The 21,229-nt window shown below is 72.2% G+C and carries 22 protein-coding genes; 15 read left to right on the forward strand and 7 right to left on the reverse strand.

The window, feature by feature from the left end:
• Nucleotides 1-28: 28 nt before the first annotated feature.
• Nucleotides 29-1,339, forward strand: a complete 1,311-nt coding sequence (locus tag ACFO9I_RS11025) for a DUF2252 domain-containing protein (protein WP_379180704.1) — start codon at nucleotides 29-31, stop codon at nucleotides 1,337-1,339.
• Here ACFO9I_RS11025 and galK read toward each other — a convergent pair.
• Nucleotides 1,336-2,511 carry a galactokinase gene (gene galK / locus ACFO9I_RS11030; protein ID WP_379180705.1) on the reverse strand — a complete coding sequence of 392 codons (1,176 nt, stop codon included), beginning with the start codon at nucleotides 2,509-2,511 and terminating at the stop codon, nucleotides 1,336-1,338. The two genes, ACFO9I_RS11025 and galK, sit on opposite strands and share 4 nt — an antisense overlap.
• Before the next feature lie 24 nt (nucleotides 2,512-2,535).
• Between galK and ACFO9I_RS11035 the strand changes: the two genes are divergently transcribed.
• Together ACFO9I_RS11035 and ACFO9I_RS11040 are read left to right on the forward strand one after the other, a co-directional pair.
• Complete coding sequence (locus ACFO9I_RS11035; RefSeq protein WP_379180707.1) at nucleotides 2,536-2,925, forward strand: ankyrin repeat domain-containing protein; 390 nt, start codon at nucleotides 2,536-2,538, stop codon at nucleotides 2,923-2,925.
• A gap of 25 nt (nucleotides 2,926-2,950) precedes the next feature.
• Nucleotides 2,951-4,387, forward strand: coding sequence for a GuaB1 family IMP dehydrogenase-related protein (locus ACFO9I_RS11040; RefSeq protein WP_379180709.1), 1,437 nt, complete (start codon nucleotides 2,951-2,953; stop codon nucleotides 4,385-4,387).
• Nucleotides 4,388-4,424: 37 nt separating this feature from the next.
• On the opposite strand, the gene ACFO9I_RS11045 is transcribed toward ACFO9I_RS11040, so the two are convergent.
• Nucleotides 4,425-6,176 (reverse strand): BCCT family transporter, encoded by a 1,752-nt coding sequence (locus ACFO9I_RS11045; protein ID WP_379180711.1) that lies wholly within the window; start codon nucleotides 6,174-6,176, stop codon nucleotides 4,425-4,427.
• Between the two features lie 181 nt (nucleotides 6,177-6,357).
• Nucleotides 6,358-7,239, reverse strand: a complete 882-nt coding sequence (locus ACFO9I_RS11050; protein ID WP_379180713.1) for a DICT sensory domain-containing protein — start codon at nucleotides 7,237-7,239, stop codon at nucleotides 6,358-6,360.
• 60 nt (nucleotides 7,240-7,299) lie between these two features.
• Between ACFO9I_RS11050 and ACFO9I_RS11055 the strand changes: the two genes are divergently transcribed.
• Together ACFO9I_RS11055 and ACFO9I_RS11060 are read left to right on the forward strand one after the other, a co-directional pair.
• On the forward strand, nucleotides 7,300-7,548 hold the full coding sequence (locus tag ACFO9I_RS11055; protein WP_379180715.1) for a hypothetical protein: 249 nt from the start codon (nucleotides 7,300-7,302) through the stop codon (nucleotides 7,546-7,548).
• A gap of 3 nt (nucleotides 7,549-7,551) precedes the next feature.
• A complete protein-coding gene (locus ACFO9I_RS11060; RefSeq protein ID WP_379180717.1) occupies nucleotides 7,552-8,403 on the forward strand; it encodes an FHA domain-containing protein in 852 nt (283 codons plus the stop codon).
• A 6-nt stretch (nucleotides 8,404-8,409) separates the two neighbouring features.
• On the opposite strand, the gene ACFO9I_RS11065 is transcribed toward ACFO9I_RS11060, so the two are convergent.
• Nucleotides 8,410-9,003 (reverse strand): LysR family substrate-binding domain-containing protein, encoded by a 594-nt coding sequence (locus ACFO9I_RS11065; RefSeq protein ID WP_379180719.1) that lies wholly within the window; start codon nucleotides 9,001-9,003, stop codon nucleotides 8,410-8,412.
• Nucleotides 9,004-9,226: 223 nt separating this feature from the next.
• Here ACFO9I_RS11065 and ACFO9I_RS11070 point away from each other — a divergent pair, with 223 nt between their 5' ends.
• From ACFO9I_RS11070 to ACFO9I_RS11085, 4 genes are all read left to right on the forward strand, one after another.
• Entirely contained in the window at nucleotides 9,227-10,033 is an 807-nt protein-coding gene (locus tag ACFO9I_RS11070) for an alkaline phosphatase family protein (protein WP_379180721.1), read from the forward strand.
• Between the two features lie 79 nt (nucleotides 10,034-10,112).
• A complete protein-coding gene (locus ACFO9I_RS11075; protein ID WP_379180723.1) occupies nucleotides 10,113-11,357 on the forward strand; it encodes an NAD(P)/FAD-dependent oxidoreductase in 1,245 nt (414 codons plus the stop codon).
• A 1-nt stretch (nucleotide 11,358) separates the two neighbouring features.
• Nucleotides 11,359-11,673 (forward strand): TusE/DsrC/DsvC family sulfur relay protein, encoded by a 315-nt coding sequence (locus tag ACFO9I_RS11080; protein ID WP_379180725.1) that lies wholly within the window; start codon nucleotides 11,359-11,361, stop codon nucleotides 11,671-11,673.
• A gap of 37 nt (nucleotides 11,674-11,710) precedes the next feature.
• Nucleotides 11,711-12,229 (forward strand): DsrE/DsrF/DrsH-like family protein, encoded by a 519-nt coding sequence (locus ACFO9I_RS11085; RefSeq protein WP_379180727.1) that lies wholly within the window; start codon nucleotides 11,711-11,713, stop codon nucleotides 12,227-12,229.
• Between the two features lie 9 nt (nucleotides 12,230-12,238).
• Here ACFO9I_RS11085 and ACFO9I_RS11090 read toward each other — a convergent pair whose 3' ends face one another.
• A complete protein-coding gene (locus ACFO9I_RS11090) occupies nucleotides 12,239-13,024 on the reverse strand; it encodes a hypothetical protein (RefSeq protein WP_379180729.1) in 786 nt (261 codons plus the stop codon).
• 4 nt (nucleotides 13,025-13,028) lie between these two features.
• Nucleotides 13,029-15,140 carry an MMPL family transporter gene (locus tag ACFO9I_RS11095; protein ID WP_379180731.1) on the reverse strand — a complete coding sequence of 704 codons (2,112 nt, stop codon included), beginning with the start codon at nucleotides 15,138-15,140 and terminating at the stop codon, nucleotides 13,029-13,031.
• Nucleotides 15,141-15,163: 23 nt separating this feature from the next.
• Here ACFO9I_RS11095 and ACFO9I_RS11100 point away from each other — a divergent pair, with 23 nt between their 5' ends.
• Nucleotides 15,164-15,631 carry a MarR family winged helix-turn-helix transcriptional regulator gene (locus ACFO9I_RS11100; RefSeq protein ID WP_379180733.1) on the forward strand — a complete coding sequence of 156 codons (468 nt, stop codon included), beginning with the start codon at nucleotides 15,164-15,166 and terminating at the stop codon, nucleotides 15,629-15,631.
• Between the two features lie 9 nt (nucleotides 15,632-15,640).
• On the opposite strand, the gene ACFO9I_RS11105 is transcribed toward ACFO9I_RS11100, so the two are convergent.
• On the reverse strand, nucleotides 15,641-17,062 hold the full coding sequence (locus ACFO9I_RS11105; protein ID WP_379180735.1) for a DUF2252 domain-containing protein: 1,422 nt from the start codon (nucleotides 17,060-17,062) through the stop codon (nucleotides 15,641-15,643).
• A gap of 134 nt (nucleotides 17,063-17,196) precedes the next feature.
• Between ACFO9I_RS11105 and ACFO9I_RS11110 the strand changes: the two genes are divergently transcribed.
• The 5 genes from ACFO9I_RS11110 (at nucleotide 17,197) to ACFO9I_RS11130 (ending at nucleotide 21,227) form a co-directional block, all read left to right on the forward strand.
• Nucleotides 17,197-18,624 (forward strand): glycosyltransferase, encoded by a 1,428-nt coding sequence (locus ACFO9I_RS11110; RefSeq protein WP_379180737.1) that lies wholly within the window; start codon nucleotides 17,197-17,199, stop codon nucleotides 18,622-18,624.
• A 113-nt stretch (nucleotides 18,625-18,737) separates the two neighbouring features.
• Nucleotides 18,738-19,673 carry a universal stress protein gene (locus tag ACFO9I_RS11115; protein ID WP_379180739.1) on the forward strand — a complete coding sequence of 312 codons (936 nt, stop codon included), beginning with the start codon at nucleotides 18,738-18,740 and terminating at the stop codon, nucleotides 19,671-19,673.
• A gap of 127 nt (nucleotides 19,674-19,800) precedes the next feature.
• Nucleotides 19,801-20,016, forward strand: a complete 216-nt coding sequence (locus tag ACFO9I_RS11120; protein ID WP_379180741.1) for a hypothetical protein — start codon at nucleotides 19,801-19,803, stop codon at nucleotides 20,014-20,016.
• A 69-nt stretch (nucleotides 20,017-20,085) separates the two neighbouring features.
• A complete protein-coding gene (locus tag ACFO9I_RS11125; RefSeq protein WP_379180743.1) occupies nucleotides 20,086-20,433 on the forward strand; it encodes a hypothetical protein in 348 nt (115 codons plus the stop codon).
• Nucleotides 20,434-20,534: 101 nt separating this feature from the next.
• Nucleotides 20,535-21,227: a type 1 glutamine amidotransferase domain-containing protein gene (locus ACFO9I_RS11130; RefSeq protein WP_379180744.1), complete on the forward strand. Its 693-nt coding sequence runs from the start codon at nucleotides 20,535-20,537 to the stop codon at nucleotides 21,225-21,227.
• Nucleotides 21,228-21,229 lie beyond the last annotated feature (2 nt).

Here is a 21,229-nt window from a genome sequence, read left to right on the forward strand (position 1 = left end):
TGTGCTCAGACCGGGCATAGTGACGGGCGTGGCTGACTCCTCCCGCTCCGACCTGATCGTCTCCGTCCTCGAGGACGCGTTCGCCCCGCTGATGGAGGCCGACCCGGTCGCCTTCCGGGGCAAGTTCCGCAAGATGGCCGCCGACCCGCACGCCTTCTACCGCGGCAGCGCCTGCCTGTTCTACGCCGACGTGACGCCGGAGGAGGACCCGTACGCCGACGAGCGCAGCGGCCGGATCTGGATCCACGGCGACCTGCACGTCGAGAACTTCGGCACCTACCTCAACTCCGACGGGCGGCTGGTCTTCGACATCAACGACTTCGACGAGGCCTACCTCGGCCGGTTCACCTGGGACCTGCAGCGGTTCGCCGCGTCGCTGGCCCTGGTCGGCTGGCAGAAGGCGCTGCCCGAGGACGACGTCCGCGCGCTGATCGGCAAGTACGTCCGGTCCTACCTCTCCCAGGTCGACGCCTACCGCAAGAGCGAGGACGACGACGACTTCGCCCTGCACCTCGAGAACACCCACGGGCCGATCAAGGAGGCGCTGGTGGTCGCCCGGCACCAGCGGCGCGCCGACCTGCTCGACCAGGCCACCGTGCTCACCGACGGGGCCCGCATGCTCCGCGAGGACGGCTCGGTGCGGCGACTCGGCAAGAGAGAGCGGGCGAGCGTGGTGAAGGCCTTCGAGGCCTACCTCGAGACGATCCCCGAGGACAAGAGATTCGACCGCGAGCTGTTCTACGAGCTGCGCGACGTGGCCGGGAAGTCGGGGTTCGGCATCGGCAGCGCCGGCCTGCCGGCGTACAACGTGCTGGTCGAGGGGTACAGCCAGGCCCTCGACAACGACGTGCTGCTGTCGATGAAGCAGGCGAACATCCCGGCGGTGAGCAGGTTCGTCGACACCAGCACCGTCGAGCAGTACTTCGAGCACGAGGGGCATCGCACCGTCGTCAGCCAGCGGGCCCTGCAGGTGCACACCGATCCGTTGCTCGGCTACACCGAGCTCGACGGCGTGGGGTACGTCGTGTCCGAGGTCTCGCCCTACGAGGTCGACCTGGACTGGTCCGACATCACCGAGCCCGACGACATCGCGGCGGTGGTCGACCTGCTGGGCCGGGCGACCGCCAAGATCCACTGCGCCTCGGACGAGGACAGCTCCCAGGACCTGGTGGACTTCCAGGTCGAGGAGGCGATCGCACAGAGCCTCGAGGGCCGGCGGCGGGAGTTCACCGCGTGGGTCACCGACTTCGGGACCGCCTACGCCACGCAGGTGCGCGAGGACCACGCACTGTTCGTGGACGCCTTCCGGGAGGGCAGGATCGGGGTGTCGGCGACCTAGCCGAGGACCGACGCGGCGCCCGAGGCCTCGGCCCGCAGGTGGGCCGCGGCCCGGAAGCCTGCGGCGACGAACGCCGCGTCGACCGCCCGCATGACCGCGTCGAGCCGCTCGACGGGCACCAGTGCGATCGCCGAACCGCCGAAGCCGCCGCCGGTCATCCGGGCTCCCACCGCACCGGCCTCGACCGCCGTCTGGACGACCGTGTCGAGCTCGGGGCAGGAGATCTCGAAGTCGTCGCGCATGGACACGTGGGACGCGAGGAACTGCCGACCGACCTCCGTCCAGTCCCCGGCCTCGATCGCCGTCACCGTCGCGGTCACCCGGTCGATCTCGGTGACGATGTGCCGGGCCCGGCGCCGAATCCGCTCGTCGTCGAGCGCCTCGACCGCGGTCAGGTCGGCCTGTCGGAGGGACGGCACGCCCAGCCGTCGTGCCGCCTCCTCGCAGTCGGCTCGGCGGGCGGCGTACCCACCGTCGACCAGGGCGTGCGAGACGCGGGTGTCGGTCACCAGCACGGCGAGACCGTCGGACCCGAGCGGCAGCGGCACCGGGCGCGACGTGTGGTCGTCGAAGTCGATGAGCAGCGCGGCCCCGGCCTCCGCGAGCATCGCGACGGTCTGGTCCATGCCGCCGGTCGGGGCGCCGGCCACCTCGCTCTCCGCCCGCATGCATGCGGTGACCAGCTCGCGGCGTACGTCGGGAGTGGTCCCGACGCCGAGCAGGTGCGCCAGCGCGACGGCGACCGAGCACTCGAGCGCTGCGGAGCTGGACAGTCCGGCGCCGAGGGGGACGGTGCCGTCGACGTACACGTCGACACCCGGCACGTCGTGCCCGGCCTCGCGCAGCGCCCACAGCACGCCGGCGACGTACGACGCCCACCCGGTGACCTCGCCCGGCCCGAGCGCGTCGACCCGCCCTTCCCACGGCTCGTCGTTCTGACGGCTGGCGATGCGCACCCCGCCGTCCTCGCGCGGCCCGACCGCGGCGTAGGTGGCGTGGGGGAGCGCCAACGGCAGGCACAGGCCTGCGTTGTAGTCGGTGTGCTCGCCGATCAGGTTGACCCGCCCGGGGGCGTGGCCGACGACGGCGGGCTCGCGGCCGAAGGTGGTCTCGAAACCGGTGCGCACGCCGCGGGCGAGGTCGTCCGGGGTGCCGGGCTCCACGAAGGACATGGCGGCCAGCCTAGGCTCTGCGGCATGACCGAGAGCGAGGGGATCTCACCGGAGCACGTCGAGCTCGCCCACCAGCTGCTCGACCTCGCCAGGCTGGGCCACGGGCAGCGGTTGGTGGCCTACGTCGAAGCCGGCGTGCCCGTCGACCTGACGGACGCCTCGGGCAACACGCTGCTCATGCTCGCGGCCTACCACGGGCACGCCGGGACCGTCGACGCGCTGGCCACGCTCGGGGCCGACGTCAACCGGCTGAACGACCGCGGGCAGTCGCCCCTCGCCGGGGCAGTGTTCAAGGGTGAGGACGAGGTGGTGAGGACGCTGCTCGCGCACGGAGCCGACCCCGACGCCGGGTCGCCGACCGCGCGGGCGACCGCGCAGGTGTTCGGCAGGGAGATGTTCGGTCCGGCTCGCTGACCCGTCTCGCGTAGATTCTCCCGTCGTGCAGTTCCTCCACGACACCACGCCCCAGCACGACCTGACCTACGACGACGTCTTCATGGTGCCCCGCCACTCGGCGGTCGGCAGCAGGTACGACGTCGACCTCGCCACCTCCGACGGCACCGGCGCCACGCTGCCGCTGGTCGTGGCCAACATGACCGCCATCGCCGGCAAGCGGATGGCCGAGACGGTCGCGCGTCGGGGCGGGCTCACCGTCATCCCGCAGGACATCCCGATCCCGGTCGTCGCCGAGGTGGTGCGCTTCGTGAAGTCGCGGCACCGCCTGTTCGACACCCCGATCGAGCTGACGCCGCACCAGACGGTGGCGGAGGCGCTCTCGCTGATCCCGAAGCGGTCGCACCGCGCCGCGGTGGTCGTGCGCGACGGTCGCCCGGTCGGCGTCGTGTCCGAAGGGGACTGCGTCGACGTGGACCGGTTCGCCCAGGTCCAGGACGTGATGAACCCGCACCTGGTCACGGTCACCGCCGACTGCGACCCGCGCGCCGCCTTCGACGCCATCCACGCCGCCAAGGCGCCGATCGCGGTCGCGGTCGACGACGACGGCCTGCTGCTCGGCGTCCTCACGCCCACCGGCGCCTTGCGCGCCACCGTCTACGAGCCGGCGGTGGACGCCTCGGGCGGGCTGCGGATCGCCGCCGCCGTGGGCGTGAACGGCGACGTGGCCCAGAAGGCCACCGACCTGCTGGCGGCGGGCGTGGACTGCCTGGTCGTCGACACCGCGCACGGCCACCAGGACCGGATGCTCGAGGCGCTGGCCGCGGTGCGAGGGCTCTCCCCGCAGGTACCGGTCGCCGCCGGCAACGTCGTCTCGGCGGAGGGGACACGCGCCCTGATCGAGGCCGGCGCGGACATCGTCAAGGTCGGCGTCGGTCCGGGCGCGATGTGCACGACCCGGATGATGACCGGGGTCGGCCGGCCGCAGTTCTCGGCAGTGCTCGAGTGTGCGCGGACCGCGCGGGAGATGGGTCGTCACGTCTGGGCAGACGGTGGCGTGCGGCACCCGCGCGACGTCGCGCTCGCCCTGGCGGCCGGTGCGTCCGCGGTGATGATCGGCTCCTGGTTCGCCGGCACCCACGAGTCGCCGGGCGACCTGCTGCACGACTCGCAGGGGCGGGCCTACAAGGTGTCCTTCGGGATGGCCTCCGCGCGCGCCGTGGCGAACCGCACGGCGACCGAGTCGGCGTTCGACCGGGCCCGCAAGGGGCTCTACGAGGAGGGCATCTCGTCCTCGCGGATGTACCTCGATCCCGCCCGGCCCGGCGTGGAGGACCTGATCGACCAGATCTGCTCCGGCGTCCGCTCCGCCTGCACCTACGCCGGGGCCACGTCGCTGGAGCAGTTCCACGAGCGGTCCGTCGTGGGCGTGCAGTCCGCAGCCGGCTTCCACGAGGGAAGGCCGCTCGCCACCAGCTGGTGACGAGCGGCCCTCGGGTCGTGCTCGGTGGGGGAGCGCCTCAGCGGGCGGGCTCCTCCGACTCCGCGGCGGGGTCACGCTCCACGGCGAGGACGAAGTCGTCCCCGTGCTCGGTGACACCGGCGACGACGGCCGCCTCGACGGCCTCCGCGGCGTACTTCTGGCGCACCATCAGCGGGTCGGTCCGCAGGTCCTTCACCAGCGCGACGGACAGGCCGATCATGACCAGCACGAACGGCAGCGCCGCCACGATGGTGATGGTCTGCAGGCCGGTCAATGCGTCGGAGCCTCCGACGAGCAGCATCACCGCGGCCACGGCGCCGGTGGCGACGCCCCAGAAGATCACGGTCGGCTTGCTCGGCTCGATGGTGCCGCGCTCGGACAGGGTGCCCATCACGATGGACGCCGCATCGGCGCCGGAGACGAAGAAGATCGCCACCAGGACCATCACGACGATGCTCGCGACCGTGGCCAGCGGGTAGGCCTCGAGCGTGCTGAACAGCTGCGACTCGACGCCGCCCGCCCCGGCGATGTCGGTGCCCGTCTTCTGCAGGTCGATGGCCGCGCCACCGAAGATGCAGAACCACACGAGGCTCACCAGGCTCGGCACCAGCAGCACACCGGTGACGAACTGACGGATCGTGCGGCCGCGCGAGATGCGCGCGATGAACATGCCGACGAAGGGGGTCCAGGAGATCCACCAGGCCCAGTAGAAGACCGTCCAGCTCTGCAGCCAGGTGTTGGTCTTGCCGCCCTCGGCCCCCGTGCGGGCGGACATCATCGCGAGGTCCTGGAGGTAGCTGCCGATCGAGGTCGGCACCAGGTTGAGGATGAAGACCGTCGGGCCGAGCACGAACACGAAGAGGGCCAGCGCGATGGCCAGCACCATGTTGATGTTGGACAGCCACTGGATGCCCTTGGCGACGCCGGAGACGGCCGACAGGACGAACGCGACGGTCAGCACCGCGATGATCACGACCAGGATGCCGTTGCCGGTCCCGCCCCAGCCGCTGACGATCTTGAGGCCGCTGCGGATCTGCAGCGCGCCGAGACCCAGCGAGGCGGCAGAGCCGAAGAGGGTGGCGAAGATCGCCATCATGTCGATGACCTTGCCGGCCGGGCCGTGGGCGCGCCTGCCGAGCAGCGGCTCGAAGGCCGCCGAGATCAGCTGCAGACGACCCTTGCGGTAGACGCCGTAGGCGATCGCGAGACCGACGACGGCGTAGATCGCCCACGGGTGCAGCGTCCAGTGGAAGAGCGTGGTGGCCATCGCGTTCTGGGTGGCCTCGGCGTTGCCGGGCTCACCGGTGCCCGGGGGCGGGGTGGCGAAGTGGCTGATCGGCTCGCTGACCCCGTAGAACATCAGGCCGATGCCCATGCCGGCGCTGAACATCATCGCGACCCACGAGACCGTCTTGAACTCCGGCTCCTCGTCGTCGCGGCCGAGGGTGATGTTGCCGAAGCGGCTCATCGCCAGCCAGATGACGAACACGACGAACGCGCTCGAGGTGAGCACGAAGAGCCAGCCGGTCTTGGCCATCGTCCAGGTCAGCGACTTGCCCGAGACGGTCGCCAACGAGTCGGTGCTGACGAAGCCCCAGACGAGGAACGCCACGGCGATGGCCGCGGAGACGCCGAAGACGACCTTGTCGAGGCCGGCTCGGTGGTGGCCGGCCTCCTCGACGTGGATGTCGAGAGCCGGGTGGACCTCGGTCTCGCCGGGCGGCGCCAGGTCCTCGGTGCCGACCCGAGGTGCGGGTGGCTGGGTGGATTGATCCTGCTGAGTCGTCACGTGTGTCGGCGCCGGTGGAGACGCCGCCTCCTTCGCTCGATCAGGGACGGGGAATGTTCGACCGTGCCAAGGCGCGAGCCTGAGCGCAATCTGAGAACGACACTTCCCGGCCCCGGATCAGACGAAACCGCTGGTCAGCGAGGAGTTTCCGGACGGCGCGTGATCTCGCGCACGCCGGGGCTCAGGAGCCGAACCGGTCCACGTAGGCGATGACCCGGTTGAACAAGGTGCTGACCGTGGTGAGGTCGGCGAAGCCCGCGGCCGGCTCGTCGGCCAGCTCGTACAGCAGGGGGGACGCCGCGGCGACCCCGTGCTCCTGGGCCACCCGGGCACAGACCCGGGCCGCGTCGCGCACCGCACCGGCCTCGACGGTCCACAGGGACTCGAAGATGCGTTCCCGGTCCGGGACGTCGCCCTGGCCCGGGAGCTCCCATGCGGTCAGGGCGACCGGCAGGTCGCGGGACTCGCAGACCACGAACCACTCGCGGCGCATCGGCTCGTCCGGACCCAGTGCCACCGTCTCCAGCCGGGGGAGTGCGGACGCGTCGGAGCCGTCGGGGAAGTCGGCGAACACCGTGGTGGAGGCGGCCACGCGGGACAGCTCGGCCCATCGGTCGCGAGCGGGCCGGAAGTACCGCTCCCGCTGGAAGCCGCCGAACAGGTGGGCCCGCTCGGCCCGGGCGCAGAACTCGTCCTCGATCGCCCACGACAGGGCGAGCAGCGTCGACTTGCGCAACCGGTGCGCAGCCAGCTGCGGGTGTCGCCGGCGCAGCTCGGCGAAGACCGACGGGGTCGCGGGCTCGGCCGCCGCCATCGCCTCGGCGATCGCCACGTCGAGGCGCACGCCGGCGTCACGGCGGCGTACGACGTGGTCGACCGCCGCGACGTGCCCCTCGTCGTACCGACGATGGCCGCTCTCGAGCCGTGCGGGGACGGGGAAGCCGTGACGGGACTCCCACATCCGCAGCGTCGCCGGGCTCACGCCCGTCCGGCGGGACAGATCCCCGATCGTGAGGGCCGAATCGCCGTCGACCCCTTGCGCTGGCGTGGGTGCTGTGGTCATGCTGAGGAACATACCTCAACAATCCGTTTAGGTACATGTCTAACTTCGGAGGCGATGGCGATGTCCATCAACAGCTCGGTCACCACCCAGTCCGTCGACGGCAGCAGCCCGGAGGTCGTCGACTGGACCGACCTCGGCCGCAAGATGTGGTCGTTCCTCACCGGCCGCGAGGCCGCCATCAACTACCGGTTCGTCGACATGAGCGTGGAGGTCCCGCGCGACACCGGGTCCAACGCCCCGCGGGCCACCTGGAAGCTCAACGGCACCCTGCAGGTCACCACCAGCGACAACGCGACCGGCCAGGGCTGACCGGTGGCCGTCACCGTGCAGGTCCGGGCCGACCTCGACTTCGAGGTCACCGTGCCGGGGAGCGACCCCGTGCACGGGACCCTGCGGGGCGCCGGCAACCGCTTCGACCTCGAGGTGGACGACCCGGGTGCCTTCGCCGGCGGACCGGACGCGCCGGCGATCCGCGCGCTGGCGTCGGCGCTCGCCCGGCGCGGCATGGCCGTGCGGGTGTTGCACCGGGGCACGCACCTGGTGACCTTCGGGGCGGTCCGGGCACCGTGGTGGCAGCGCCGGGCCACCGGTTCGCGGCACATCCGGCTCGGCAGCCTGCGCGGGGCCTGGACCTCCGCCCGGTCGCGCAGCCGCGACACCGCGCCGGTGCTGCCGGACCGCTCGCTCGCGCCGCCGACCACCCTGTGGCCGCCGGCCCCGACGTTCCTGCGCCGCCCGCGCCGGAGGATCACGACCACCCACGACCCCGCCCGTGGTGGTGGAGCGCGGCTGGTCATGGTGCCGGGCGCGGAGGTGTGGCCGGGGGAGCGGCAGGCGGTCTTCTGGCTCTCCGACGGCGTGACCACGATCGGCAGCGAGGACGGGTGCGACGTCACCCTGGCGCGGCTGGCAGCGCTGCACGCCGAGGTGGTGCACGACGAGGCCGACGAGTTCGTGCTGGTCGCCCACGACCCCGACACGCGTGTCAACGGCGCCCGGGTCCGGCGTCAGGTGCTGCGCACCGGCACCCGCGTCCAGCTGGGGCCGTGGCTGCTGGCCTACTACCGCGAGGAGTACGCCGACCACGGGCGTCCCTACGGAGGGCGGATCGGTGGAGAGCTCGGCCACCAGCGCCCGCAGCCACCGCGGGACGCGGTGCAGTAGGGCAGTTCAGCCCCGGGAGCTGCGCTCGGTCCGGCCCCTCACGATGCCGATGAAGGTCTGCACCCGGGGGTCCTCGTTGTCGACGAGCCAGGCCAGGCCGACCTTGGTGGGCGGCAGGTCGCGCACCGGCCGGTAGGCCGTGTCCTTGCGGTGGTGCAGACGGGCGACCGACATGGGCACGATCAGCACGCCGGTGCCACCGGCCACGACCTCGACCGCGTCACGGACCGACATCGGGGGCCAGTCGAGCTGCGCAGCCGAGGGCGTCCATCCCGACTCGTGCGGGAGCACCAGCTGCTCGTCGTCGAGATCGGCGAGGTCGACCTCCTCGACCACCGTGGCCACGTGGTCCTTCGCGACCACGACCACCGGCAGCTCGTCGTACAGCGGGATGCAGTGCAGGCCGTCGCGGTCGACGGGCAGCCGGACCAGGCACATGTCGAGGCTGCCGTCGCGCAGGCCGCGCTCCTGGTCGTCCTGCTCGACAGGGACCAGCTCCAGCGGCTCCTCGGGGTGCCGGCGGCGCCAGGTGCCCGCCCACTTGTCGGGGGTCGCGCCGGTGACGAAGCCGACCCTGAACGGAACCTGAGGCGTGGACACCCCGGCAGGCTAGCCTGACGCAATGAGCACACGGAGGAGGGCGGCACTCGGAAGCCTGCTCACGGTGGCCCTGCTCGCGTCAGGGTGCGGCGGCGGCAGCAGCAGCAGTAGCGCGTCAGGTCATCCCACGGCGAGCCTCGCGGGTGGCAGCACGAGCCCGTCGGCCGGCACCGGATCGCCGGGGACGCAGTCCGGGACGACTGCCTCGTCGACCTCGTCACGGGTGGCCCGTCCGCGGTCCGCCGCGGTCACGAAGCTGCTCGTCCTGGTGGTCGAGAACCACTCCCTGCGCCAGATGAAGGCCGGGATGCCCTGGACCTTCGGGCTGGCGCACCGCTACGGCTACGCCAAGCGCTACCACGCCATCACCCACCCCTCGTTGCCGAACTACCTCGCCATCGCCGGCGGCAGCACGTTCGGCGTGCGCGACGACAACAACCCGGTGGCCCACCAGCTGTCCGGGCGGTCGGTCTTCGGCCAGGCGGTGGCCAGGGGCAAGAGCGCGAAGACCTACGCCGAGGGCATGCCGTCGCCGTGCTCCCTGACCAACAACAGTGCCGGTAGGTACGCCGTGCGTCACAACCCGTGGACGTACTTCGTCGACGAGCGCGGCTCGTGCCGCAAGCACGACGTCCCGTTCACGGCGCTCGCCGCTGACGTGAAGAAGGGTGCGCTCCCCAACGCAGGATTCGTGGTGCCTGACCTGTGCCACGACGCGCACGACTGCTCCCTCGCCGTCGCCGACGACTGGATGCGGTCGACCATCCGCACCGTGATGGACGGTCCGGACTGGGCATCGGGCCACCTCGCCGTGGTGGTCACGGCCGACGAGGACGACCGGCACAGCGGCAACCGGGTGCTCACCGTCGTCGTCCACCCGTCGCAGCGCGGCAACGTCGTCCGCCACCGGCTCACGCACTACTCCCTGACGCGCCTGTACGACCAGGTGATCGGCGCCAAGCCGCTGCGCAAGGCGAAGAAGGCGCCCTCGATGGCGAAGGCGTTCGACCTGCCGCTGCCCAGGTCCTGACCCGCCGGGGCCGAGTGGCCCCGCAGGGCGGGCCGTTGGCCACTGCGCCGGCCCGCCCCCGTCCGCTGGACTGAGGACCATGAGGAGACTCGTGGTGCTGGGTGCCGGCACCGCCGGCACCATGGTGGCCAACAAGCTGCGGCGACGGCTGGCCCGGACGGAGTGGCAGGTGACCGTCGTCGACCGCGACGACGAGCACCACTACCAGCCGGGCTACCTGTTCGTGCCGTTCGGCGGCTACGACCGGTCCGACGTCGTGCGCAGCAGGCACCACACGCTGGCGGACGGCGTCGAGCTCGTGCTGGGCGAGGTCGACCTGGTGCTCCCCGAGGACGACGCGGTGCTGCTGGCCGACGGCCGCCGGCTCGACTACGACCAGCTCGTCATCGCCACCGGCACCTCCCCGAGGCCGGACCAGACCCCCGGCATGGCCGGGCGGCTCTGGCGCCGCAGCATCTTCGACTTCTACACGCTCGAGGGTGCCGAGGCACTGGCCGAGGCCCTCGCAGCCTTCGACCACGGCCGGCTCGTCGTCCACGTCACCGAGATGCCCATCAAGTGCCCGGTGGCGCCGCTTGAGCTCGCGTTCCTGGCCGAGGCGTGGCTGCGCCGGCGCGGGATCCGCGACCGCGTCGAGCTGGTCTACGTCACGCCCCTCGACGGGGCGTTCACCCGGCCGGTCGCGTCGGCGTACCTCGGTGGCCTCCTGGAGGAGCGCAAGATCGCCGTAGAGGCCGACTTCCTCGTCGAGCGGATCGACGAGGACCGCAGCGCCCTGGTCTCCTACGACGAGCGCGAGGTCCCGTTCGACCTGCTGGTCACGGTGCCCCTGAACATGGGGGCCGACTTCGTGGCCCGGTCCGCGCTCGGGGACGAGCTCAACTACGTGCCCGTCGACCCGCACACGCTCCTCTCGCGCGAGCACGGCAACATCTTCGCCATCGGGGACGCCAACGACATCCCGGCGTCGAAGGCCGGGTCGGTCGTGCACTTCTCCGTCGAGGTCTTCGTCGGGAACTTCCTGCAGCACGTCGCGGGGCTGCCGATGACCGGCTCCTTCGACGGGCACGCCAACTGCTTCGTCGAGACCGGCGACGACAAGGCGCTGCTCATCGACTTCAACTACGACACCGAGCCGCTCCCCGGGCGCTACCCGCTGCCCTACGTCGGCCCGCTGAGCCTCCTCAAGGAGACCCGCGCCAACCACCTCGGGAAGCTGGCCTTCCGGCACGTCTACTGGAACGTGCTGCTGCCCGGGAGGCCCGTCCCGCTGCCCTCGCACATGTCCATGTCCGGCAAGCACGTCCCGTCCCAGGAGGCCTGAGATGCCCACCACGACCATCGAGGGCCACCACATCCAGGTCGACGCCGAAGGGTTCCTGACCGACCCCATGGAGTGGACCGACGAGCTGGCCCGGGCGCTGGCCGCACGGATCGGGATCGAGCTCACCGACGAGCACTGGAAGGCGATCCGCTTCGTCCGCCAGGACTTCGCCGACCAGGGCGAGACCGCCACCCTGCGGCGTCTCAACGTGGTGGGCGGGATCCCCACCAAGACGATGTTCGCCCTGTTCCCGCAGAAGCCGGCCAAGAAGCTGGCGTACGTCGCAGGGCTGCCCAAGCCCCGCGGCTGCGTCTGACCCTCGCCCCTGCCGCTGACCTTCACTGGAGACCGACATGACCACCACCGACACCCCCGGCACCGAAGCGATCGTGCCGTCGTTCGGCGAGGCCGAACCCGGGCGCAAGCTCGCCATCATCTGCTCCAAGGGCAACCTGGACATGGCCTACCCGGGGCTGATCCTGGCCAACGCGGCGCTGGGGGAGGGCGTGGAGACCCACCTGTTCTTCACGTTCTGGGGTTTCGAGATGATCAACCGCAAGACGATGGGCCACCTGAAGTTCACGATGCTCGGGAACACCGCGACGCACCTGCCCCAGGGCCTCGGAGGTCTCCCCGGCATGACCGCGATGGCGACCCACCAGATGAAGAAGGCCATCGCCGAGCTCGACGTGCCCGACGTGCCGGAGTTCCTGCAGCAGATCGTCGACTCGGGCGGCCACCTGTGGGCGTGCCGGATGTCGGCTGACATGCAGCACCTCGGCCTGGACGACCTCTACGAGGAGGTCGAGGACATCATCAGCGCCTCGGACTTCATCGAGAAGACGGCCGGCGCGCAGCTGCTGTTCATCTGAGCCCGCGGCTCAGCCGTCGAGCGCCTCGACCACGACCCCGCCGAACCGGGCCTCGCCGATGGAGCACTCGTGGCCGTCGACCCAGCAGCGGCCGGACGCCGTGACCTCCTCGCACGGGCTCGTGTCCGCCCCCTCGCCGTCGACCAGGTAGGCCTCGAAGCCACCGGAGAACGACACGTTGCGCCCACGCACCCGACGGCCCCGCGAGTCGGTGGTCCGCTCCGTGCAGTCGTCGCAGACGGCGCGCGGGTAGCGGTCCGTGTGGGGAGCCGGGAGGCCGCACAGCGGGCAGGCGTGGGTGTAGGCGCCGTGCCTGCCCGGGGATCGCGGCGGCGCCATGAGCGCGTCCTCGGCCGCCAGCACGCGCAGCGGGTCCCTGGACGACCGACGGAGCCGGAGCCACAACCAGTCCGCGTAGTCACGGTCGAGGTCACCCGTCAGCCGGGGATCGCCCAGCGACGACGACGGGACGCCACGGCGCACCGCCTCGACGGCCGCCTGCTGCCACGGGCGCAGCTCGTCCCACGACAGGTCGCGGTGCCGGCGCCGGGCGCGCGCGAGCCACTCGTCGAGCACCTCGCCGGGGTCGAAGGCCGACAGCATCGAGCTGCCGAAGGTGCCGTCGTACGCCGCCACCAGCAGCTCCTGGCCGTCGGTGAACGCGAAACCGCCGCACGTCTCGTCACCGTCGAACCCCGGGTGCGGGAAGCGGTTCAGCTCGCCGGGGCGACGAGAGGTGGCGCGGGCCCAGGCGAGGGCCGTGCCGAGGGTCAGGGGGAGCTCCGGACGCTGCACGTCGTCACCGTAGGCGAGGACGGCCCGGCCACCAGAACCGGTCTCCCAGCACCGCGACGAGGGCCGGCACCAGCAGGCTGCGCACCAGGAGGGTGTCGAGGAGCACGCCGAAGCCGACGATCACGCCGAGCTGGGTGAGGACGATCAGCGGCAGCACCCCGAGCACCGTGAAGACCGCGGCGAGCAGCACGCCGGCGCTGGTGATGACGCCACCGGTCACGGCCAGCGCGCTCGCGATCGCGCTCCGGGTGTCCTCGCGCGCGGCCTCCTCGCGAGCCCGGGTGGCCAGGAAGATGTTGTAGTCGACGCCCAGCGCCACCAGGAACAGGAAGGCCAGCAGCGGCACGTCGAGGTCGAGCGCGGGGAACCCGAAGAGGTGGTCGATTGCCAGCCAGCTCGCGCCCATGCTGGCGGCGTACGTCGCCACCACGGTGGCGACCAGGAGCAGGGCGGCGACGACCGAGCGCAGCAGCAGGAGCAGGACGACGACCACGACGGCCAGGATGATCGGGATGATCACGGACCGGTCGTGCTCAGCCGTGGCTCGTGCGTCGACCGCCTCGGCGTCGGCGCCGCCGACCAGTGCGGAGTCGCCGAGCGTGTCGCGCAGCCCCTGCACGATCTCGGCGCTGCGTGCCGACTCCGGAGCGGCGTCCAGGGTGGCGTCGATCTCGACCAGCGCCTCGGACTCGGGGCCGAGCCGCGCCTCCGCGACACCGTCGGTGCCGCGGACGGCGGCGAGCACCTCGTCGGCGCGGTCCGGGCTGGTCAGCACGACGGTCGGCTCACCGGACCCCGCCGGGAACGCGCGAGCCAGGACCTCCTGCCCGGTGACCGCCTCGGGGGTGGCCCGGAACTGCTCGTTGAGCGACAGGCCGGTGGTGATGCCGAGCGCTCCGGCCGCGCACCCGACGATCACGGCGACGCTGGCGACCATGACCGGCCAGGGCCGGCGCACCACGAAGGAGCCGATCCGTCCCCACACGCCGGCGGACGCGTCGGCGGCGTCGTCACCCACGCGCGGCACGAACGGCCAGAAGAGGCCGCGCGGGAAGACCACCATGGCGGCGGGGAGCACGACCAGGGCGAACACCACGGCCGTGACGATGCCGATGGCGCCGGCGTACCCGAGGCTCCGGAGACCTGGGTCGTCCGCGAAGGACAGGCTGAGCAGTGCGAGCACGACGGTGCTGGAGCTGGCCAGCACGGCGCCGCCCGCCTGGCGCAGCGCCAGGGCCATCGCGTGGGTCCGGTCCTCGAGGCGGTGCAGCTCCTCGCGGTACCGGGCGATCAGCAGGAGCGCGTAGTTGGTGCCCGCGCCGAAGACGAGCACCGAGGTGATGCCGATCGTCGACTCGTCGACGGTGAAGCCCAGCGTCTCGGTGCCGATGCCGACGAGCCGGGTCGCCACCTGGTCGGCGGTGCCGATGACCGCGAGCGGGACCAGCCAGAGCCAAGGGCTGCGGTAGGTGATGAGGAGGAGCAGCGCCACCACGCCCGCGGTCACGGCCAGCAGCGTCGTGTTGGCGCCGTCGAAGACGGCGGCGAGGTCGACCTGGTAGGCCGGGCCGCCCGTCACCTGGGCGCGCAGGCCGTCCGGGAGCCCGGTGTCGACCAGGCCGCGCAGGTCCTCCACCGCGGTCCGCAGGTCGGCGTCGGAGAGCGATGTCGACAGCGGGACGAGGGCGATGGCGGCGGTGCGGTCGGGGGAGGGAGCCACGACGAGCTCCTGGTCGGGGTCGGCGCTCAGCTCCTGCAGGCGGGGCGAGAGCTGGCGGATCGCTGCCAGGTCGTCCCGGCCGAGCTCCTCACCGCCGCGGTCGAAGACCACGATCGCGGGGGCGACGTCGCTGGAGGGGAGCTGCTCCTGCAGCCGGGCCACCTCGGTGGAGTCGACGCCGTCGGGCAGCCCGGCGGTCGGGCCGTCCGCCTTGACCGGCTCCGGTCCCATCCCGATGAGCAGGCCGGCGGCCACCAGCGCGGTGACGATGACCAGCCAGCGTCCGGCGACACCGACCAGCTGGTCGAGCGGACCGCGCCGGGGCACCTCGTCCGTCGCCGGGAGGGTGTCGAGACCGCCGCCGCCCGGAGTGTTCCTGTCCTCGAGTATTCCCATGACAGGAATAGTAGGATACGGCTGTGAACAGCAAGCCCGGCCCCGACCCGGCGGTCGCCGCCGCGGTCGTGCGGGCCCTGCGGACCTACTCGGGCGCGGTCGACACCTACGTCGAGTCGATGCGGCACGCCCACGAGATGCACCGCACGGACCTCTCCGCCCTCGCCGTCGTGATGGACCGGACGGCGCGAGGGGAGTCGGTCACGCCGCGCGAGATCGGCCGGGCGATCAACCTGAGCACGTCCGCGACGTCGGCGATGCTCGACCGGCTCGAGCGCGTCGGCCACGTGCGGAGGCTCCCGCACCCCGAGGACCGCCGCTCGGTGGTCATCGAGATCACCGACTCGGCTCGCCGGGCGGGCCGCGACATCTTCGGCCGGCTCGGCGCCGCGACCGAGGCCGTGATGGCGAACTACACCGACGACGAGCTGCGGCTCGTGACCCGCTTCCTCGACGACGTGGCCCGCGCCTCGCTGGAGGCGCGTCCCTGACGTCGCGCCTCAGGCCGGTTGCATGGCCTCCAGGGTCCCGGCCCGGAGCGCCTCCACCATCGCCGCGTGGTCCCGCTCGGTCAGGTCGGCGTAGGCCTCGGCGAACTCGGCCATCGCCTCGGGGACGGTGTCGTCGTCACCGAGGTACGCCGAGATCGCGACCGGGTCACCGGACCGGGCGTGGGCACGGGCCAGGGTCCAGCCGCACACCTCGCCGTACATCCGCATGCCCGACGGCGGCATCTGCTCGACGACCGCGGAACCCTTCATGTCGCGCAGCTGCCGGACGTAGAAGTCGCGCTGCTGCCCGTCGATGCCGTGGACCCGCTGCCACCCCAGGAAGATGTCGCTGGACGCCTGCATCATCCGCTGACCGGTGACCACGCGCTCGCCCTGGTTGTCCGGGGCGTCCGGCTCGACCATGTCGGGGGGGACCAGATCGGCGAGCACGGAGGGCTGCGCCTCCTTGACCTGCAGGAACAGCGGGTCGCGGTCGTCACGGCCGCGGAGCAGCACGATCCAGCACCTGGTGCCGACGCTGCCGACCCCGACGACCTTGCGGGCCAGGTCGACCGACTCGAAGCGGTCCAGCAGGTGCCGGCGCTCCCGGGGCAGGCTGGCGGCGTACTCCCTCAGCAGCACCCGCATCCACGCCTCTAAGTCCGCCCGGTCCAGGTCGGGGAGCAGCTCGCGCACGGGGACGACCACCGGCGGGTCGCTACGGATCCGCATGGTGCCGTCGACGGTCTCGGCGAGCTTGGAGAAGGCCTTGAGGCTGTCGCTGGCGCGAGCCTTGGTCACGGCGGCGTCGAGGTTCTTGCGCTGCTTGGCGCTCATCTGGTCGGACAGGAGGTCGCGCAGCGCCTCGACCTCCAGGCGGGAGTACCACACCTCCAGGGTGCGGCTGTGCGCGAACCGCTCCATGGCGTCGCGGTACCGGCGTACGGCGGCCACGACGATCTTGCGCCGCTTCGACGCGGTGTAGTCGTTGCCCCGGCCGGCCACGGCGAGACTGGCCGCCAATCGCTTGACGTCCCACTCCCACGGTCCGGGCAGGGTCTCGTCGAAGTCGTTGACGTCGAGGAGCAGCCGGCGCTCGGGGGAGCCGAACAGGCCGAAGTTGGACAGGTGCGCGTCCCCGCACAGCTGCACCCGCAGTCCACTGGTGGGCGACGACGCGAGGTCGAGGGCCATCGCCCGCGCCGAGCCCCGGAAGAACGTGAACGGCGTGACGGCCATCCGCGCGTGCCGCAGGGGGACCAGCTCGGGCACCCGGGTCCGCGCCTGCTCCTGCAGCAGCGCGGACACCTCGGGTCGGTCCGGAGCGAGCGTGAGCTCGGCCTGTCGGGCAGGTGGGTGGACCTCGCGTGCCGCGCGCCCCCGCGCCACGCGCTCGTCCACGGTGAGGTGTCGGGCCGCCTGATCGCTCATGGCCACGACCCTCGCCCGCCGGTCCCGTGCCTGTCATCACCCGCGCCGGGTGAGCCGGGCCGGCTCCCCATGGTCCCGGGACGCAGTGACCTTCGAACCTCGCGGGGGACCGGGGAGCGGGGGAGGCTCGGGTCGTGCAGGAGGTCCGGATCGACGCCGCGCCGCTGCAGCGCCTCGAGGTGCTGCTGCCTCCTGACCGCGTCCGGTTGCTGGAGCGGACCGCCGAGCGCGCCCGTGGCCTGCTGGCGGGGCGCACCGTGTGGAACTTCAACTCCACCGCCCGGGGCGGTGGCGTCGCCGAGATGCTCCAGGTGCTGCTCGCCTACGGTCGCGGCGCCGGCGTGGACACCCGGTGGCTGGTCCTGGCGGGGGACCCCGACTTCTTCCAGGTCACCAAGCGGCTGCACAACCTGCTGCACGGCTCACCCGGTGACGGCGGCGTCCTGGGCCCCCAGCAGCTCGCGCACTTCCTGGAGGTGAGCCGGGCGAACGCGGCCGTCGCGGTGGACCTCGTCCGTCCGGGCGACATCGTGCTCCTCCACGACCCCCAGACCGCCGGCCTCGTCGCCCCGTTGCGGGAGGCGGGTGCCCGGGTCGCGTGGCGCTGCCACATCGGCTCGGGCCTGGTCACCAGGGAGACCGAGAGCGGCTGGGCCTTCCTGCGCCCGATGATCGAGAGCGCGGACGCGTTCGTCTACACCCGCCCCCAGTACGTCCCGTCGTGGCTCGATCCGGCACGAGTGCACGTCATCGCTCCGTCCATCGATCCCTTCAGCACCAAGAACGCGGCGATGGAACCGGTCGAGGTCGCGGCGGCGCTGCGCCAGGCGGGACTCGTGGACCTGCCCGCTGACTCGGGCAGCCTCGTCTTCGGTCGGCGCGAGGGCGCGGCGGGCAGCGTGCGCGAGCACCGTGACCTGCTCCTCGGCGACGACCCGCTGCCGAAGGACGCCAGGATCGTCCTCCAGGTCAGCCGCTGGGACCGGCTCAAGGACATGCAGGGCGTGCTCGCCGGCTTCGCCAGGCACCTCGACCGGCTCCCGACCGACGCGCACCTCGTGCTGGCCGGTCCCGAGGTGCGCGGCGTGGCCGACGACCCGGAGGGCGCTGCGGTCCTCGCCACCTGCCGTTCGTTGCGGGACGAGCTGTCGGCCCCCGTCCGCGGCCGGGTCCACCTGGCCTGCCTGCCCATGGACGACGTCGACGAGAACGCCCACCTGGTCAACGCCCTCCAGCGGCACGCCGCCGTCGTGGTGCAGAAGAGCCTGGCCGAGGGCTTCGGCCTCACGGTGACCGAGCCGATGTGGAAGTCCCGGCCCGTCGTCGCCTCGGCGGTGGGGGGCATCGCCGACCAGATCGAGGACGGCGTCAGCGGCCTGCTGCTGGGCAACCCGGCAGACCTGGAGGCCCTCGCCGCGGCGCTCGCCGGCCTGCTCAAGGACCCCGAGCGGGCCGAGGCCCTGGGCGCCGCCGCGCACGAGCGGGTGCGCGACTACTTCCTCGGCGACCGTCACCTCGTGCAGTGGGTGCAGGTGTTCGAGAGCCTGCTGCGCCAGCCGTGAGACAGAAGACCCGGGCCGGCATGACCGGGGACCCTTTGCGGTGATTCCGGTCGCGACGAGGCTCGACCTGTCGTGATCACCCGGGCTGCCCGGACCAGAGCGGAAGGTGTTCGATGGACGTTGAACTGAGGGCTCCGATCGTCGTGGGAGTGGACGGGACGCAGCAGGGGCTCCACGCCGTCCAGTTCGCCATGGGCGAGGCCAGACGCGCGGGATGCGGCGTACGGCTCGTCCACGTGCTGCCCGAGCTCGCCGCGACCGCGCCCATCGTGCCGGCCGCCGGCTTCGAGATCTACGACGAGGTCGCCCGCAAGATCATGCGGGAGGCCGAGACCGCCGCCCGGTCCGCCTGGGACGGGATGATCCCGCTCGAGAAGGTCACCCGCACCGGACGCCGCGTGCACGTGCTGGTCAAGGAGAGCGAGAACGCGCGGATGGTGGTCCTGGGCCACCGCGACCGGACCCTGCTCGGCAGGGTCTTCACCGCGTCCACCACCACCGGCGTCGCCACCTGGGCCCACTGCCCGGTCGTGTGCATCCCGATGGTGTGGCAGGCGGGGGACCGGGGCCAGGTGGTGGTCGGCGTCGAGGACCCGCGGCACGCGCACGAGGTGCTCTCGCACGCGTTCGTGGCCGCCAGCGCCCGTGGGGCCCGGCTGCGCGTGCTGCACACCTGGAAGCTCCAGCGGCCCTACGACGAGGCCATCGTCAGCGCGCGCGAGGCCGACGAGTGGACGACGTCGCTCGGCGAGCAGCTGCGCCAGGCGACCTCCCAGCTGCGGGCGGCCTACCCGGACGTCGAAGTGGACCACGACGTGCGCCACCAGGACCCCGCCGCGGCGCTGCTCGGGGCCACCGAGGGCGCCGACCTGCTGGTGCTGGGACGCCGGGGGCACGGGATGCCGGTGGGTCTCCCGCTGGGGTCCACCACGCGGGCCCTGATCCGCGAGTCGCGGTGCCCCGTGGAGATCACTCCCATGCACCCGGCGCGTCCGGAGATCGCGGCCGACCTCGCCCTGACCGAGGACGAGCTGTCTCCCCAGACCTGATCACGCCCGGGTCGTCCGAGCGGGTGGCTGTTCGGGACCTTGGTCCCTGTCGACGGGGTCACCCGCCCGGTTGAGTGGGCCGGGCGTGCCTGTCCGGGTACGCGTGGCCACCGTGTGGGAGGAACCGATGGAGCCCCGACTCGTCCGCTGGGCGACCGCAGCCGCAGAGCGCCTCGCCGGTCAGGATGCCGCGCGGGAGAACGCCCGGGTCGCCGCGACCGCGCTCGCCAGAGGACGTGTGGACCGGATCGAGGTCGAGCACTTCCTCGACCACCACGTGAGCAGCCACCCGTTCCGTGAGCGGGTCCTCAGCCGGCGGGAGCCCCACCGCGGCGCACGGTGAGCGAACGACCCCCGTCGGGGGGACCGACGGCCCCTCCGGACCGTCCGTCGCTGCTGGAACGGTGGGGACATGACCGATGAAGAAGAGCGCATCGCACGACTCGAGGGCCAGATCGAGGAGCTGCGGACCAGGCAGAGCGAGCTACACCGCCAGCTCGCCCAGGCACAGCTCGACCAGTGGCAGGCCAGGGTGGAGGACCTCGAGGTCCAGCTGCACCTCGCCTCGATGGAGGCCAACGACAAGGTGGAGTCCCTGATGCAGCAGGTGCGCAGCCGCTGGGCGGACGTGCGCAACCAGCTCGAGGGTGCCACCTCGACGGCCACGAGCATCGGTGGCACCCTGCGCGAGGGCCTCGAGAAGGCGGTGCGGGACCTGCGTCAGGCGCTGCTCGACAGCAGGAACCGGCTCGCCTCCTGAGAACCGGGTGACGCGCGTCCCACGAGGGACGCCCGGGGAATGATCCGACGCCCACGGTGGCTGTCCCGGGCGTAGGCAAACCGACCCTGGAGGAGAACGCCGTGAGCAAGATCCTGTTCGTCGTCACCGGAGCACAGCACTGGACCCTGGCCGACGGGTCCCAGCACCCCACCGGCTTCTGGGCCGAGGAGCTCGTCGCGCCGTACCGCGCGTTCACGCAGGCCGGTCACGAGATCGTGGTGGCCACCCCGGGTGGCGTGGTCCCGGTCGTCGACCAGGGCAGCCTCGCCGCCGACGCGAACGGCGGCCAGGAGAACGCCGACGCCATCCGCACCGAGCTGGAGAAGATCGACCAGCTCCGGGAGCCGGTGGCGCTCGAGGACGTCGAGCTCGACGACTACGCGGCCGTGTTCTACCCCGGTGGCCACGGCCCCATGGAGGACCTCGCGGTCGACCCCACCTCCGGGGCGCTGCTGAGCGCCACGCTGGCGGCCGGCAAGCCGCTCGGGATCGTGTGCCACGCGCCGGCCGCGCTGCTCGCCACCGGCTCGGACGCCGCCGCGTCGCCCTTCGCCGGCTACCGGCTGACCGGTTTCACCAACGCCGAGGAGACCCAGGCGGGGCTCGCCGAGAAGGCGAAGTGGCTGCTCCAGGACCGCCTGGTCGAGCTCGGGGCCGACTTCCAGGAGGGTGAGCCCTGGGCTCCCCACGTCGAGGTCGACCGCAACCTCTACACCGGGCAGAACCCCGCGTCCTCCGCGCCGCTGGCCGAGGAGATGCTGAAGGCGCTCTGAGC

The organism is Nocardioides sp. GCM10023255 (assembly GCF_042653125.1).
Taxonomy (GTDB): Bacteria; Actinomycetota; Actinomycetes; order Propionibacteriales; family Nocardioidaceae; genus Nocardioides.

Excerpts from the sequence above, each read along its gene's own strand:
- ACFO9I_RS11085 (WP_379180727.1), top strand. The coding sequence starts at position 11,711 with ATGACCACCACCGACACCCCCGGCACCGAAGCGATCGTGCCGTCGTTC.
- ACFO9I_RS11050 (WP_379180713.1), bottom strand. The coding sequence starts at position 7,239 with ATGACCACAGCACCCACGCCAGCGCAAGGGGTCGACGGCGATTCGGCC.
- ACFO9I_RS11095 (WP_379180731.1), bottom strand. The coding sequence starts at position 15,140 with ATGGGAATACTCGAGGACAGGAACACTCCGGGCGGCGGCGGTCTCGAC.
- ACFO9I_RS11115 (WP_379180739.1), top strand. The coding sequence starts at position 18,738 with ATGGACGTTGAACTGAGGGCTCCGATCGTCGTGGGAGTGGACGGGACG.
- ACFO9I_RS11125 (WP_379180743.1), top strand. The coding sequence starts at position 20,086 with ATGACCGATGAAGAAGAGCGCATCGCACGACTCGAGGGCCAGATCGAG.
- ACFO9I_RS11075 (WP_379180723.1), top strand. The coding sequence starts at position 10,113 with ATGAGGAGACTCGTGGTGCTGGGTGCCGGCACCGCCGGCACCATGGTG.
- ACFO9I_RS11080 (WP_379180725.1), top strand. The coding sequence starts at position 11,359 with ATGCCCACCACGACCATCGAGGGCCACCACATCCAGGTCGACGCCGAA.
- ACFO9I_RS11035 (WP_379180707.1), top strand. The coding sequence starts at position 2,536 with ATGACCGAGAGCGAGGGGATCTCACCGGAGCACGTCGAGCTCGCCCAC.
- ACFO9I_RS11055 (WP_379180715.1), top strand. The coding sequence starts at position 7,300 with ATGTCCATCAACAGCTCGGTCACCACCCAGTCCGTCGACGGCAGCAGC.
- galK (WP_379180705.1), bottom strand. The coding sequence starts at position 2,511 with ATGTCCTTCGTGGAGCCCGGCACCCCGGACGACCTCGCCCGCGGCGTG.
- ACFO9I_RS11105 (WP_379180735.1), bottom strand. The coding sequence starts at position 17,062 with ATGAGCGATCAGGCGGCCCGACACCTCACCGTGGACGAGCGCGTGGCG.
- ACFO9I_RS11120 (WP_379180741.1), top strand. The coding sequence starts at position 19,801 with ATGGAGCCCCGACTCGTCCGCTGGGCGACCGCAGCCGCAGAGCGCCTC.